Origin of the sequence: Lentzea sp. NBRC 105346 (genome assembly GCF_030269605.1) — a bacterium.
Taxonomy (GTDB): domain Bacteria; phylum Actinomycetota; class Actinomycetes; order Mycobacteriales; family Pseudonocardiaceae; genus Lentzea.
In genome coordinates this window covers 1,070,899-1,083,387 of record NZ_BSTQ01000001.1, presented here as the reverse complement: position 1 = coordinate 1,083,387, position 12,489 = coordinate 1,070,899, and the positions used below count along the sequence as shown (strand labels likewise).

13 protein-coding genes are annotated in these 12,489 nt (G+C 68.7%); 8 read left to right on the top strand and 5 right to left on the bottom strand.

The window, feature by feature from the left end:
- Positions 1-73 precede the first annotated feature (73 nt).
- The 5 genes from chsH3 to kstD are packed head-to-tail and all read right to left on the bottom strand — an operon-like array spanning position 74 to position 4,857.
- Complete coding sequence (gene chsH3 / locus QSK35_RS03835; protein WP_285742250.1) at positions 74-940, bottom strand: enoyl-CoA hydratase ChsH3; 867 nt, start codon at positions 938-940, stop codon at positions 74-76.
- Between the two features lie 10 nt (positions 941-950).
- Positions 951-1,916 (bottom strand): ferredoxin--NADP reductase, encoded by a 966-nt coding sequence (locus QSK35_RS03830; protein WP_285742248.1) that lies wholly within the window; start codon positions 1,914-1,916, stop codon positions 951-953.
- On the bottom strand, positions 1,909-2,148 hold the full coding sequence (locus QSK35_RS03825; protein ID WP_285742246.1) for a hypothetical protein: 240 nt from the start codon (positions 2,146-2,148) through the stop codon (positions 1,909-1,911). Before QSK35_RS03825 ends, QSK35_RS03830 begins: the two co-directional genes overlap by 8 nt.
- Positions 2,141-3,271, bottom strand: a complete 1,131-nt coding sequence (locus QSK35_RS03820) for a 3-ketosteroid-9-alpha-monooxygenase, oxygenase component (RefSeq protein WP_285742244.1) — start codon at positions 3,269-3,271, stop codon at positions 2,141-2,143. Before QSK35_RS03820 ends, QSK35_RS03825 begins: the two co-directional genes overlap by 8 nt.
- A complete protein-coding gene (gene kstD / locus QSK35_RS03815; RefSeq protein ID WP_285742241.1) occupies positions 3,268-4,857 on the bottom strand; it encodes a 3-oxosteroid 1-dehydrogenase in 1,590 nt (529 codons plus the stop codon). Before kstD ends, QSK35_RS03820 begins: the two co-directional genes overlap by 4 nt.
- Before the next feature lie 99 nt (positions 4,858-4,956).
- Here kstD and QSK35_RS03810 point away from each other — a divergent pair, with 99 nt between their 5' ends.
- From QSK35_RS03810 to hsaB, 8 genes are read left to right on the top strand one after another with little or no spacing between them, the layout of a single operon-like run.
- Positions 4,957-6,450, top strand: coding sequence for an FAD-binding protein (locus QSK35_RS03810; protein WP_285742239.1), 1,494 nt, complete (start codon positions 4,957-4,959; stop codon positions 6,448-6,450).
- On the top strand, positions 6,444-7,214 hold the full coding sequence (locus tag QSK35_RS03805) for a 2-keto-4-pentenoate hydratase (RefSeq protein ID WP_285742237.1): 771 nt from the start codon (positions 6,444-6,446) through the stop codon (positions 7,212-7,214). Before QSK35_RS03810 ends, QSK35_RS03805 begins: the two co-directional genes overlap by 7 nt.
- 1 nt (position 7,215) lies before the next feature.
- On the top strand, positions 7,216-8,100 hold the full coding sequence (locus QSK35_RS03800; RefSeq protein ID WP_285742235.1) for an acetaldehyde dehydrogenase (acetylating): 885 nt from the start codon (positions 7,216-7,218) through the stop codon (positions 8,098-8,100).
- Complete coding sequence (dmpG, locus tag QSK35_RS03795) at positions 8,069-9,073, top strand: 4-hydroxy-2-oxovalerate aldolase (RefSeq protein WP_285742233.1); 1,005 nt, start codon at positions 8,069-8,071, stop codon at positions 9,071-9,073. Before QSK35_RS03800 ends, dmpG begins: the two co-directional genes overlap by 32 nt.
- Positions 9,070-10,236 (top strand): 3-hydroxy-9,10-secoandrosta-1,3,5(10)-triene-9,17-dione monooxygenase oxygenase subunit, encoded by a 1,167-nt coding sequence (gene hsaA, locus QSK35_RS03790; RefSeq protein WP_285742232.1) that lies wholly within the window; start codon positions 9,070-9,072, stop codon positions 10,234-10,236. Before dmpG ends, hsaA begins: the two co-directional genes overlap by 4 nt.
- Positions 10,237-10,245: 9 nt before the next feature.
- Positions 10,246-11,049 (top strand): 4,5:9,10-diseco-3-hydroxy-5,9,17-trioxoandrosta-1(10),2-diene-4-oate hydrolase, encoded by an 804-nt coding sequence (gene hsaD / locus QSK35_RS03785; protein WP_285742230.1) that lies wholly within the window; start codon positions 10,246-10,248, stop codon positions 11,047-11,049.
- Positions 11,050-11,952: an iron-dependent extradiol dioxygenase HsaC gene (gene hsaC, locus QSK35_RS03780; RefSeq protein ID WP_285742228.1), complete on the top strand. Its 903-nt coding sequence runs from the start codon at positions 11,050-11,052 to the stop codon at positions 11,950-11,952.
- Positions 11,916-12,485, top strand: coding sequence for a 3-hydroxy-9,10-secoandrosta-1,3,5(10)-triene-9,17-dione monooxygenase reductase subunit (hsaB, locus tag QSK35_RS03775; RefSeq protein ID WP_285742227.1), 570 nt, complete (start codon positions 11,916-11,918; stop codon positions 12,483-12,485). Before hsaC ends, hsaB begins: the two co-directional genes overlap by 37 nt.
- Positions 12,486-12,489: the final 4 nt, after the last annotated feature.

Genomic DNA, 12,489 nt, shown 5'->3' with positions numbered 1-12,489 from the left:
CTTCGCCTTCCGCGGCGAAGACGGCACAGGCTATGCCGTACGGGCGTATGAAGGCGGAACCGTCTGGCCCTGTTCACCCGGTCGAATGATCCATTGGTCCGTCTGAAGTGGACGCGGTCAGCACGGCGTCGGACAGCACCGGCGCGTCACGTTCGACCGCGATCGTGGTCAGCACGAGCCGGTCACCGTCGCGCCACACGCGGGTGCGCAGGGTTTCGCCGGGATAGACGACGCCGGCGAACCGGGCGCTGAACGTGCCGACCTGCTCCGGTCCGTCGAGGATCGCGTCGATGACCGCCTTGCACACCATGCCGTACGAGCACAGGCCGTGCAGGATCGGCGCCTCGAAGCCGGCGCGAAGAGCGAACTCCGGGTCCGCGTGCAGCGGATTGCGGTCACCGCACAGCCGGTAGAGGTACGCCTGCTGCGGCAAGGTCGGTGTGTCGATCACGGCATCCGGCTCGCCGGAAGGCACCTCCACACGGGTCGACGGGCCGCGCGAGCCGCCGAACCCGCCCTCACCGCGCGCGAAGATGCTCGACCGCGTCGTGAACAATGCCGTGCCGTCGAGCCCGACCGCTGTGGCCTCCTGCACCAGCACCGCGGCCGTGCCCTTGTCGTACACGTCGGCGATCCGGGTGCGCAGCACGGCCTCACCCGCCACGGGCAGCGGCCGGTGCATGGTGATCGACTGGGTGCCGTGCAGCACGCGGGCCAGATCGATGTCCACGCCGGGGAACGACACGACCGGGCGCGCGGTCTCGTGGAAGCGCGGCGCGACGATGCCGAACGTCGGCAGCACCCGCAAACCTTCCTCGTAGACGTAGCGAAGCTCGGAGGCGCCCAGTGCCAAGTGGTAGAGCAGGATGTCCGAAGTGCTCCAGGAGAACTTCGTCTCCGGCAGCTCGGCGCCGATGGCGATGGCGGGGTCGATCGGCATGCGGGTCCTCTCAGGTGTAGGTGATCTTCACCGTGTCGGTGACCGGGACCGACTGGCACGCCAGGACGATGCCCTCGGCGAGGTCGTCCTCGTCGAGCACGTCGTTGTTGAGCATCTTGACCTCGCCGGAGACCAGGCGGCACGCGCACGCGCTGCACGCGCCCTCGCGGCACGAGTAGGGGGCGTCGAGTCCCTTGTCCAGCAAGAGGTCCAGCAGCCGGGTGCGCGCCGGCCAGTCGAACGTGTGGTGCGCGCCGTCGAGCTCCACCTCGACCGTCGCCACAACAGCACCCGGCTCCTCGACCGGCCGGGAGAACGGGTTCTCGGACAGGGACACGAACTTCTCGACGTGCACCCGTGGGACACCCCGCAGCGCGGCCCTGGCGGCGTCCATGAACGGACCCGGTCCGCAGATGAACGCCTCGTCGCACGGTCGGGCCAGCGCGCGCAGCTGTTCGACGGAAGGCAGTCCCTGCAACGATTCCAGCCAGTGCACGACGGTCAGCCGTTCGGGGAACGACGCCGCCAGCCGGGCCAGCTCGGCGGCGAAGATCACCGAGCGCTCGTCGCGGTTGGCGTAGACGAGCGTGATCCGGCCGAGGCCGCACGCCAGCACAGTCCGGATGATCGACATGACCGGGGTGATGCCGCTGCCGCCCGCGTACGCCAGCAGGGAACCGTCGAGGGAAGCGGGAGTGAACACGCCGGCGGGCGCCAGGACGTCGAGCTCGGTGCCCGCGGACACTTCGGAGCACATCCAGTTTGATCCGTAGCCGTCGAGAGTGCGCTTGACCGTGATCTTCAACGGCTCGTGGGGTGCGCTGGACAACGAGTAGCAACGGGCCGCGTCGCCGATCCGCACGGTCAGGAACTGGCCGGGCCGCGGGGTGAACGAAGCGCCTTCCAGCACGAACGACCGGGTGTCCGGCGTCTCGTCGATCACCTCGACCACGCGCACGCGGTGGACCTCAGTCATCGGCGACCTCCAGCGTCCCTTCGCGCACGGCCTTCTCGATGCTGTCGCGCAGCCGCAGGCACGTCGGCACCAACGCCGAGCCGGGACCACAGAGCTCGGGGCAGGAACGCGTGTCCGACAGCCACTGCACGCTGGTGTGCTGCAGGCTGTTCTTCTTGACCAGCACCCGGTTCCCGCAGTCGCACGTCACCGGGCGCAGGCCACCCGACAGGAACTCGTCAACCTCACTCATGGGACTGCTGCCTGGCCAGGTTCTCCGCGACTTCCTTCTCCCACACCTCGATCGCGCGGCTGGTGTCGACCTCGAACTCGAACCGGCGCACCATCTCGTCGGTGACGTCCTCGACGTCCACGTAGAACTGCTCGTACCACCGGCGCAGCTGGTAGACCGGGCCGTCCTCCTCGCACAGCAACGGGTTGTCGATGCGCGTCTTGTTCTGCCAGATCTCCACGTCCTGCAGGAAACCGTTGCCGATGCCACGGGCGAACTTCGCCGCGATCTTGTCCGCGTGCTCGTCCGACACACCGGGCAGCTTCTTGACGATCGCGCCCCACTGCAGCTTGAACGAGTTGGCGGTGATCGGGTAGTGGCAGTTGATCAGCACGGTCTCGATGGTGATGCCCTTGTAGTCGTTCCACAGGTAGTCGATCATGTACGACGGCCCGTAGTAGGCCGCCTCCGATCGGACTTCCGTGTCGCCGGTGTAGTTGGTGCCCGCACCCGTGACGTCCGGACGCCCGCGCGTGTTCAGGTACTGCGTGGCGACATGGCCTTCCAGGACGTTCTTGAAGTAGGTCGGGAACGCGAAGTGGATGTAGAAGAAGTGCGCCATGTCGACGACGTTGTCGATGACCTCGCGGCAGTTCGCGCCCTCGATGACGACCGAGTCCCAGGTCCAGTTCGACCACTCGTCGCTGAACGCCGCGTCGATTTTGGGGATGATCACGTTGGCCGGCGGCGGGTTGCCCTGCGGGTCGTTCCACACGAACAGCTGCTTGTTCTCCTCCAGCGTGAGCCACGACCGGGTGCGCGCCCGCAGCGGAACCCGCTTGGCGTAAGGGATCGCGACGCAGCGGCCGTTGCCCGCCCAGCGCCAGTCGTGGAACGGGCACGCGATCGTGTCGCCCTTGACCGTGCCCTGGGTGAGGTCGCCACCCATGTGCCGGCAGTAGCCGTCGAGCACGTTGAGCTTGCCGTCCTCGCCCTGGAACACCACGAGCTTCGTGCCGAACGCCTCGATCGCGTGCGGCTGGCCGTCGCGGAAGTGGTCGGCCAGACCGAGGCAGTGCCAGCCGCGGGCGAACCGCGCGGGCGGCGTGCTCGTGTCGATCGTCCGGAACGCTTCCTGCGTCATGGAGTTCCTCCAGAGATGTCCAGGCCGGCGAGGTAGCCGAAGGTCATGGCCGGACCGAGGGTGGAGCCCGCGCCCGCGTAGCTGCGGCCCATCACGGGTGCGCTGGTGTTGCCGGCCGCGTACAGGCCGGGGATCACGGAACCGTCGTCGCGCAGCACCCGCGCACGGGCGTCCGTGCGCAGGCCGCCCTTGGTGCCGAGGTCGCCCGGCACGATGCGCACCGCGTAGAACGGCGGCTTGACCAACGCGGCCAGGCAGGGGTTCGGCCGGTTGGTCGGGTCGCCGTAGTAGCGGTCGTACGAGCTGTCGCCGCGGCGGAAGTCGGTGTCCTCTCCCGATTCCGCCAGCTCGTTGAACCGCCGGACGGTGTCGACGAGACCAGGGAGTTCTGTTTCCTTGCCGAGTTCTTCGAGGCTCGAGGCTCGCGTGATCTGCCAGCGGCGGGGGAGCGGCCGGCGCGGCGGGAAGCCCATGAAGGGGTACCGGTCGCGGTAGCGCTGGTCGGCGATCAGCCACGTCGGCATGTTCTGCTCGTACATCGCGTTCACCACGTCGATGTAGGGCGCCGCCTCGTTGACGAACCGCGCGCCGCGGCCGTTGACCAGGATGCAACCGGGCAGAGAGCGTTCCGCCAGCAGGAAGAACGGCCCGCGCGGCAACGGGACCGACGGGCCCCACCACGCGTCGTCCAGCAGCGCGGTCGACGCACCCGCCCGCATGCCCGCCTCGATGGCGTCGCCGGTGTTGGTCTTGGCGCCGACGGTCCATTCGGTGCTGATCGGTGCGCGCTGGTGTTCCTTGCGCATGCGTTCGTTGTGCTCGAACCCGCCCGCGGCCAGGACGACATTGGGTGCGCAGATGACCTTGTCGTTCGAGATCACCCCGGCCACCCGGCCGTTCTCGAAGTGCAGGTCGGTCAGCGGGGTGTTGAGCCGGACGGGCACGTTCATGCGCAACAGTCCCGCCCGCAGGCCGGCCGCGAGGGCCTGGCCCATCGACAACCGCCTGCCGGGCAGGAACTTCCGCGCGAACACCCTGACCGCGGTGAGCACGCCGCGCGGATGCCGGGTGATGAGCGTGAGCCACCGGTAGTCGATCTGGGTGATGACGATGTTGGCCGGTGTCGGGACGTACGGCGGGATCAGGTTCGCCAGTTCCGCGCCGAGCACGGCCGCCCTGAGCGGTTTCGGCTCGACCGAACGGCCCTGCCGCAGGCCGCCGGGCGCTTCGGGGTAGTAGTCGGCGTAGTCGCGCACCCAGCGGAAGTCCAGCGGTGTGTGCGCACGGACGAACTCCAGCATCGCCGGACCCGTCCGGAGGAACGCTTCCCGCAGTTCAGCGGGAACGTCGCCGGCGAGATGTTCGAGATAGGTGGCGGCCTGTTCGGGTGAGTCGGGGACACCGGCCGCGCGCAGGACCGCGTTGTTCGGGATCCAGATCCCGCCGCCCGACCGCGCGGTCGACCCGCCGAACTCTGAGCCCTTCTCGATCACGACCGTGCGCAGCCCCTGGTGGGCCGCGCACAGTGCCGCGGTCATGCCGGCAGCACCGCTGCCCACGACCACCACGTCGAACTCGCTGCCCACGGCACCTCCCTGCGTTCCAGACTAGAACAGGTTATAGTTCCGGAACAGTTTGGCGCTATGGTGGGGATGTCGGGCTAACGAGAACGTGTTCCGGAGGCTTTGGTGGACGTCGAGGCGGACGTGGTGATCGTGGGATACGGCGCCGCGGGCGTCTGCGCCGCGATCGAGGCGGCCTCGGCGGGCGTGTCCGTAGTGGTCCTGGACCGGTTCGCCGGTGGCGGTGCGACCGCGATGTCCGGCGGCGTCGTCTACGCGGGTGGTGGGACGCGGCAGCAGGTGGCCGCGGGCGTGACCGACTCGACGGACGCGATGTTCCGGTACCTGCTCACCGAGGTCGGCAGCGCCGTGTCGAAGGAGACGTTGCGGCGGTTCTGCGACGACAGCGCGAAGATGCTGGCCTGGCTGGAGGACCAGGGCGTGCCGTTCGAGGCGAGCCTCTGTCCGTACAAGACCTCTTACCCCAGCAACAAGTACTACCTCTACCACTCCGGCAGCGAGATCGTGCGAAGCGAGGTCGCGCCGCCGGCCGCGCGGGGCCACCGGGCCAAGGGCACGGGCACGTCCGGCAAGGTGTTCTTCGCTCGGCTGGCCGAGTCCGCGCGCCGCCACGGTGTCCGCGTGCTGACCCAGACGGACGCACGCGAGCTGATCATGTCTGATGACCGGGTGGCCGGGGTGCGGTGTCGCGTGCTGCGCGGGTGGCCGCGGGCCGTGCACCGAGTGTTGTCCCGCTATGCCGCCAAGCCGGGGCTTTATGTGCCGAAGATCGGACGGAAGCTACACGCGATGGCCGCCGCGCTGGAACGCCGGTTCGGGCGCCCGCTCGAGGTGCGGGCGCGGCGCGGGGTCGTGATCAGCGCGGGCGGGTTCGTCAACAACCGCGAGATGATGCGCTTGTACGCGCCCGGATATCGCGGTGGCCTCCCGCTCGGGACGCCTGGCGACGACGGTCGCGGGATCGAGCTCGGCGCGTCCGTCGGCGGCCGGGTAGCGCGGATGGACAACGTCTCGGCCTGGCGGTTCATCACGCCGCCCAGCGCGTTGCAGAAGGGCATCCTGGTCGGCGCGAACGGACGTGGTGTCTGCGACGCCCGGCTGTACGGGGCGGCGATCGGCGACGCGATCGTGCGGGACCACGGCGGCAGGGCGTGGCTGCTGGTGGACGACGACATCGTGCGCGAGGCGCGAGCGCAGATTCCGGTGGAGACGCTGTGGTTCCAGCGGCTGACGGCGCTGAACCGGCTGGGACGCGGGCGGGTGCGCGGCGCGACGCTGGACGAGGTCGCCGCGCGCGCGGGCGTCGACGCCGCAGGGCTGCGGGACACCGCCGGGTCGTTCGGAAAACCGCCATATTCGCTGATCGACGTGTCGTTCCGCAGCAGGAAAGCAGGGCCGACCCCGATTCTCACGCTCGGCGGGCTGGTGGTGGACGAGGACACCGGCCAGGTCGTCGGCGTGCCGGGGCTTTATGCGGCCGGCCGGTCGGCGGTCGGCGTGTGTTCGGAGTCCTACGTGAGCGGATTGTCGTTGGCGGACTGCGTCTTCTCAGGTCGACGGGCGGGCCAGCACGTGGCGAAGGAGAGCGGATGTTGACCCCGGAGCAGCGGGCGGAGGCGGCGGACCTGCTGCGCGCGGCGGAACGGGACCGCGCGCCGATCAAACCGCTTGTCGAGCTCTTCCCGGACATCGACGTGGTGGACGCCTACGAGATCCAGCTGATCAACATCCGGCGGCGCGACCGGAAGGTGCTGGGGCACAAGGTCGGGCTGTCGTCGCTGGCGATGCAGCAGATGATGGGGGTCGACGAGCCCGACTACGGCCACCTGCTGGACGAGATGGAGCTGACCGGGGTCGCCCGTGCGTCCGACTACCTGTATCCGCGGGTCGAGGTCGAGGTGGCGTTCGTGCTCGGCGCCGACCTGCCCGGCGAGGGGTGCACGGTCGACGACGTGCTGGCGGCGACGTCCTATGTCGCACCGAGTATCGAGCTGATCGACAGCCGGATCATCGACTGGCGGATCAGCCTGCCGGACACGATCGCCGACAACGCGTCGTCCGCCGGGTTCATCCTGGGTGACAACGGAGTTCCTCCGTCTGAAGTGGACCTTCGTGCGATCGACGTCGTGTTGCGGCGCAACGGCTCGACCGTGGCCGAAGGGCGCAGTGACGCGGTGCTGGGCGATCCGGTGATCGCGGTGGCGTGGCTGGCGGGCAAGGTCGCGAGCTTCGGCGTGCGGTTGAAGGCGGGTGACGTGGTGCTTCCGGGCTCGTGCACGCGGGCGATCGACGCGCGCGCGGGTGATTCGTTCGACGCCGAGTTCTCCGGGCTCGGCACGGTGTCCCTGCGATTCGAGTGAGGTGAACGGGTTGAAGGCGGCCATCGTCGGGTCCGGCAACATCGGTACCGACCTGATGTACAAGCTCGTGCGTTCGCCGGTGATCGAACCGCGGTGGATGGTCGGCATCGACTCGTCGAGCGAGGGGCTTCGGCGGGCCCGCGAGGCGGGGCTGGAGACGACCGTCGAGGGCGTCGACTGGTTGCTGCGCCAGGACGAGCTGCCGGACATCGTCTTCGAGGCCACCTCGGCCGCTGTGCACGCGGCCAACGCGCCGCGCTACGCCGAGGCCGGCATCCGCGCGGTCGACCTGACGCCCGCGGCGGTCGGGCCGTACGTCGTGCCGCCGGTCAACCTCGGCGAACACCGCGAGGCGCCCAACCTCAACCTGATCACGTGCGGTGGCCAGGCCACGATTCCCATGGTGTACGCGGTTTCCCGGGTCGTTCCGGTGGAGTACGCGGAGATCGTCGCCAGTGTCGCGTCGGTCAGCGCGGGACCGGGGACGCGCGCCAACATCGACGAGTTCACCCGCACGACGAGCCGGGGGATAGAGGCGATCGGCGGCGCCCAGCGTGGCAAGGCGATCATCGTGCTGAACCCGGCCGACCCACCCATGATCATGCGGGACACGATCTTCTGCGCGATCCCCGAGGGCGCGCCGGTCGACGTGATCGCCGACTCGATCGACCGGATGGCCGCGGACATCGCGTCGTACGTACCCGGCTACCGGCTGCTCAGCGAACCGCAGTTCGATCCCGGCCGCGTGTCGATCTTCGTGGAGATCGAGGGCGCCGGCGACTTCCTGCCCGCGTACGCCGGGAACCTCGACATCATGACGGCCGCCGCGACCAAGGTGGGGGAGGAGATCGCGCATGCTGCGGTTGACCGACACGTCACTGCGTGACGGCTCGCACCACAAGCGGCACCAGTTCACCGTCGACGACGTCCGCTCGATCGTCGGCGCGCTCGACGAGGCCGGTGTGCCGGTCATCGAGGTCGCGCACGGCGACGGGCTTGGCGGCTCGTCGTTCACCTACGGCTTCAGTCACACCCCGGAGCAGGAGCTGATCAAGACCGCGGCGGACACGGCTCGTTCTGCCAAGATCGCCGTGCTCATGCTCCCCGGTGTCGGCGTGAAGGACGACATCCTGGTCGCGCAGGACAACGGCGCTTCGATCTGCCGCATCGCCACCCACTGCACGGAAGCGGACATCTCGGTGCAGCACTTCGGGCTCGCCCGTGAGCGCGGGCTGGAGACCGTCGGGTTCCTGATGATGTCCCACTCGAGGCCACCGGAGGCGTTGGCGAAGCAGGCGCGGATCATGGCCGACGCCGGGTGCCAGTGCGTGTACGTGGTGGACTCGGCCGGAGCCCTTGTCCTGGAACAGGTTTCGGACCGTGTGTCTGCTCTCGTCGGGGAGTTGGGCGATGACGCGCAGGTCGGGTTCCACGGGCACGAGAACCTCGGGCTGTCGGTGGCCAACTCGGTGGCGGCGGTACGTGCTGGGGCGCAGCAGATCGACGGCAGCGTGCGCGGGTTCGGGGCCGGTGCCGGGAACACGCCGCTGGAGGCGTTCGTCGGCGTGTGTGACAAGCTCGGTTTCTCCACCGGGGTGGACTTCTTCAAGATCGTGGACGCGGCCGAGGACGTCGTCCGGCCGGTGATGCCTGAGGAGTGCCTGCTGGACCGGATGGCGCTGATGATGGGCTACGCCGGCGTCTACTCGAGCTTCCTCAAACACGCGTATACGCAGGCCGCGCGGTACGGCGTGTCCGGTGCGCAGATTCTGGTTCGTGCCGGGGAACGCAAACTCGTTGGCGGGCAAGAGGATCAGCTGATCGACATCGCACTGGAGCTGAGCAGGGAGCAGGCATGACCGAGCAGGTCCTCGACAAGGTGCGCGAGCTGCTGCCCGCGCTGCGCGACCGGGCCCAGGAGGCGGAGGATCTCCGGCGCGTGCCCGTGGAGTCGATCAAAGCGTTACAGGAGACAGGGTTCTTCCGGTTGCTGCAACCCCTGCGGCACGGAGGGTTCGAGGCGCACCCGCTCGCGTTCTACACTGCCGTGAAGCTGATCGCGAGCGCGTGCGGCTCGACCGGTTGGGTGGCTTCGGTGCTCGGCGTGCATCCATGGCACGTCGGGCTCTTCGCCGCCCAAGCGCAGGACGAGGTGTGGGCGGACGATCAGGACACCCGCATCTCGTCCTCCTACGCTCCCGTGGGCCGCGCCCGTCCCGTCGACGGCGGGTTCCGGTTCAGCGGCCGATGGAGCTTCTCGTCCGGCTGCGACCACGCGACGTGGGTGCTGCTGGGCGGCCTGGTGATGAACGACGAGGGCAAGCCGGTCGACTTCCGCACGTTCCTGCTGCCGATCGCCGACTACACGATCATCGACGTGTGGGACACGGTTGGCCTGCGCGGCACCGGCAGCAACGACATCCTCGTCGAGGACGTGTTCGTGCCCGAGCACCGCACGCTGAGCATGGCTAATACGGCGAGGTGTGTCTGCCCCGGCCAGGACGTCAACCCCGGCCCGCTGTTCCGGATGCCTTACGGCACAATCCATCCGTACGCCATCACCGCACCGATGATCGGCATGGCCGTCGGCGCGTACGAGACGCACGTCGGCGCCACTCGCGAACGCATCCGGTCGGCGTACCTGGGCGAGAAGTCGTCCGAAGACCCGTTCGCACAGGTGCGGATCGCCAATGCGGCCAACGACATCGACTCCGCCTGGTTGCAGCTCGAACGCGACATCAACGAGGAGATGGATCTGGCCGCGCGTTCGGAGAAGATCCCGATCGAGCTGCGCCTGCGGGCCCGGCGCGACCAGGTCCTCGGCAGCGCCAGGGCGATCGCGGCCATCGACCGCCTCTTCGAGAGCGCGGGCGGCAAGGCCATCGACAACGGCAAGGCGCTACCCAGGTTCTGGCGCGACGCCCACGCCGCTCGAGTGCACGCGGCCAACGACCCGGAACGCGCGCTCGTCATGTACGGCAAGGGCGAACTCGGCATCCCGGTCCGCGACGGCCTGTTCTGAGGGGGAAGCATGCGGTTGAACTATCACGAGGCCGGCGCCGACCACGCCGAGACGCTGGTCCTGCTGCACGGCGGCGGTCCGGGCGCGTCGGCGATGAGCAACTTCGGCCGCAACATCCCGGTGTTCGCCAAGTCGTTCCGCGTGCTGGCGGTGGACATGCCGGGTTTCGGCGAGTCCGACAAGCCCACGGAGCACAACCAGTACTTCACCTTCGCGGCAGCCGCACTCCGCGACCTGCTCGACTCTCTGGAGATCGAGAAGGCACACATCCTGGGCAACTCGCTGGGCGGCGGCACGGCAGTCCGGTTCGCTCTGGACAACCCTCGTCGCGCGGCTCGTCTGGTGCTGATGGGTCCCGGTGGTCTCTCGCTGAACGTCTTCTCGCCGGACCCGACCGAGGGCGTGCGCAAGCTCAGCGCGTTCGCCCGCGATCCCTCCCGCAAGCGGATCGAGGAGTTCCTCCGGATCATGGTGTTCGACCAGTCCCTGGTCACCGACGAACTGATCGACGAACGGTTCTCCGTTGCCTCCCAACCGGAGTCGCTGCGCGCCATGGCCGCGCTGGGCAAGTCGTTCGCCGGCCCCGACTTCGAGCAGGGCATGCTGTGGCGGGAGGCCTACAAGCTGCGCCAGCGTGTGCTATTGATCTGGGGCCGCGAGGACCGGGTCAACCCGCTGGACGGGGCGTTGCTGGCGTTGAAACTCATCCCGCGCGCGCAGCTGCACGTGTTCGGCGGCTGCGGGCACTGGGCGCAGCTGGAGAAGTTCGACGAGTTCAACCGCTTGGCGATGGACTTCTTGGCGGAGGCGTAGATGGGTATCCGTTCCCTGGGCTATCTGCGGATCGAGGCCACCGACATGGACCGGTGGCGCGAGTTCGGGTTGAAGGTCCTAGGCATGGTCGAGGGCAAGGGCGCTGTGGACGGTGCCCTGTACCTGAGGATGGACGACTTCCCCGCACGTCTGGTGATCGTGCCGGGCTCCACCGACCGGCTTTTGGCGTCCGGGTGGGAAGTGGCGCACGAAGCTGCTTTGGGCGAGATCGGTGACCGGCTCACCGCCGCCGGAGTCGCGTTCAAGGAGGGTTCGCCCGACGAGCTGGCCGAACGCCGGGTCAACGGCCTGATCCGATTCGACGACCCGTCCGGCAACACCCTGGAGGTCTTCCACGGCGCGGCCCTGGAACACCGCCGCGTGGTGTCGCCCTACGGACACCGCTTCGTGACGGAGGAACAAGGCCTCGGCCACGTCGTGCTCTCCACCCACGACGACGAGGCCGCCCTGCACTTCTACCGGGACGTGCTCGGCTTCCGCCTGCGCGACTCGATGCGGCTACCCCCGCAGTTGGTAGGCCGCCCGGCGGACGGCCCACCCGCGTGGCTGCGCTTCTTCGGCTGCAACCCAAGACACCACAGCCTGGCGTTCCTGCCGATGCCCACGCCCAGCGGCATCGTGCACCTCATGGTCGAGGTGGCTTCCACCGACGATGTGGGCCTCTGCCTGGACCGCGCTTCGCGCCGCAAGGTGCCCATGTCCGCGACGCTGGGCAGGCACGTGAACGACCTGATGCTGTCGTTCTACATGAAGTCGCCCGGCGGGTTTGACGTGGAGTTCGGCTGCGAAGGGCGTCAGGTGTCCGATGAGGAGTGGATCGCGCGAGAGAGTACGGCGGTGAGCCTGTGGGGACACGACTTCAGCGTGGGCTTCCAGAAGTGACCCGGTTTCGGTCGGTGCTCGGGCATTTCTGTACGGGCGTGACCGTGGTGACCGGTGTGTCCTCCGGGCAGCCGGTCGGGTTCGCGTGTCAGGCGTTCGCGGCGCTGTCGCTGGATCCGCCGCTGGTGTTGTTCTGCCCGCAGCGGAGTTCGCGGAGTTGGGCAGCCATCGCCTCGGCCGGGCACTTTTGTGTGAACGTGCTGGCGGAGTCGCAGCGTGACGTGTCCGCCGTGTTCGGGCGCGCTGGTGCGGACAAGTTCTCCGGCATCTCGTGGTCGCTCTCGTCCACCGGGGCGCCCGTACTGGACGGGGCGCTCGCATGGGTCGACTGCACGGTGTCCACGGTCCACGACGCGGGCGACCACCACGTGGTGATCGGCCGAGTCGTGGAGCTGGGCGAGCCAAAGAACGAGGCGCCGCTGCTTTTCTACCGTGGCCGGTACGCCGCAATGGCCGAACTGGACGACCGAGGCTGGCCGGGCGAGGTGTTAGACAACCTGCTGACGTGGCAACGCCAGTCGGAGTGGTCCTAGTCCG

Bases quoted from the DNA above. Each gene is read 5' to 3' on its own strand.
- chsH3 (WP_285742250.1), bottom strand. From the start codon at position 940: ATGCCGATCGACCCCGCCATCGCCATCGGCGCCGAGCTGCCGGAGACG.
- QSK35_RS03830 (WP_285742248.1), bottom strand. From the start codon at position 1,916: ATGACTGAGGTCCACCGCGTGCGCGTGGTCGAGGTGATCGACGAGACG.
- QSK35_RS03825 (WP_285742246.1), bottom strand. From the start codon at position 2,148: ATGAGTGAGGTTGACGAGTTCCTGTCGGGTGGCCTGCGCCCGGTGACG.
- QSK35_RS03820 (WP_285742244.1), bottom strand. From the start codon at position 3,271: ATGACGCAGGAAGCGTTCCGGACGATCGACACGAGCACGCCGCCCGCG.
- QSK35_RS03805 (WP_285742237.1), top strand. From the start codon at position 6,444: ATGTTGACCCCGGAGCAGCGGGCGGAGGCGGCGGACCTGCTGCGCGCG.
- dmpG (WP_285742233.1), top strand. From the start codon at position 8,069: ATGCTGCGGTTGACCGACACGTCACTGCGTGACGGCTCGCACCACAAG.
- hsaA (WP_285742232.1), top strand. From the start codon at position 9,070: ATGACCGAGCAGGTCCTCGACAAGGTGCGCGAGCTGCTGCCCGCGCTG.
- hsaD (WP_285742230.1), top strand. From the start codon at position 10,246: ATGCGGTTGAACTATCACGAGGCCGGCGCCGACCACGCCGAGACGCTG.
- hsaC (WP_285742228.1), top strand. From the start codon at position 11,050: ATGGGTATCCGTTCCCTGGGCTATCTGCGGATCGAGGCCACCGACATG.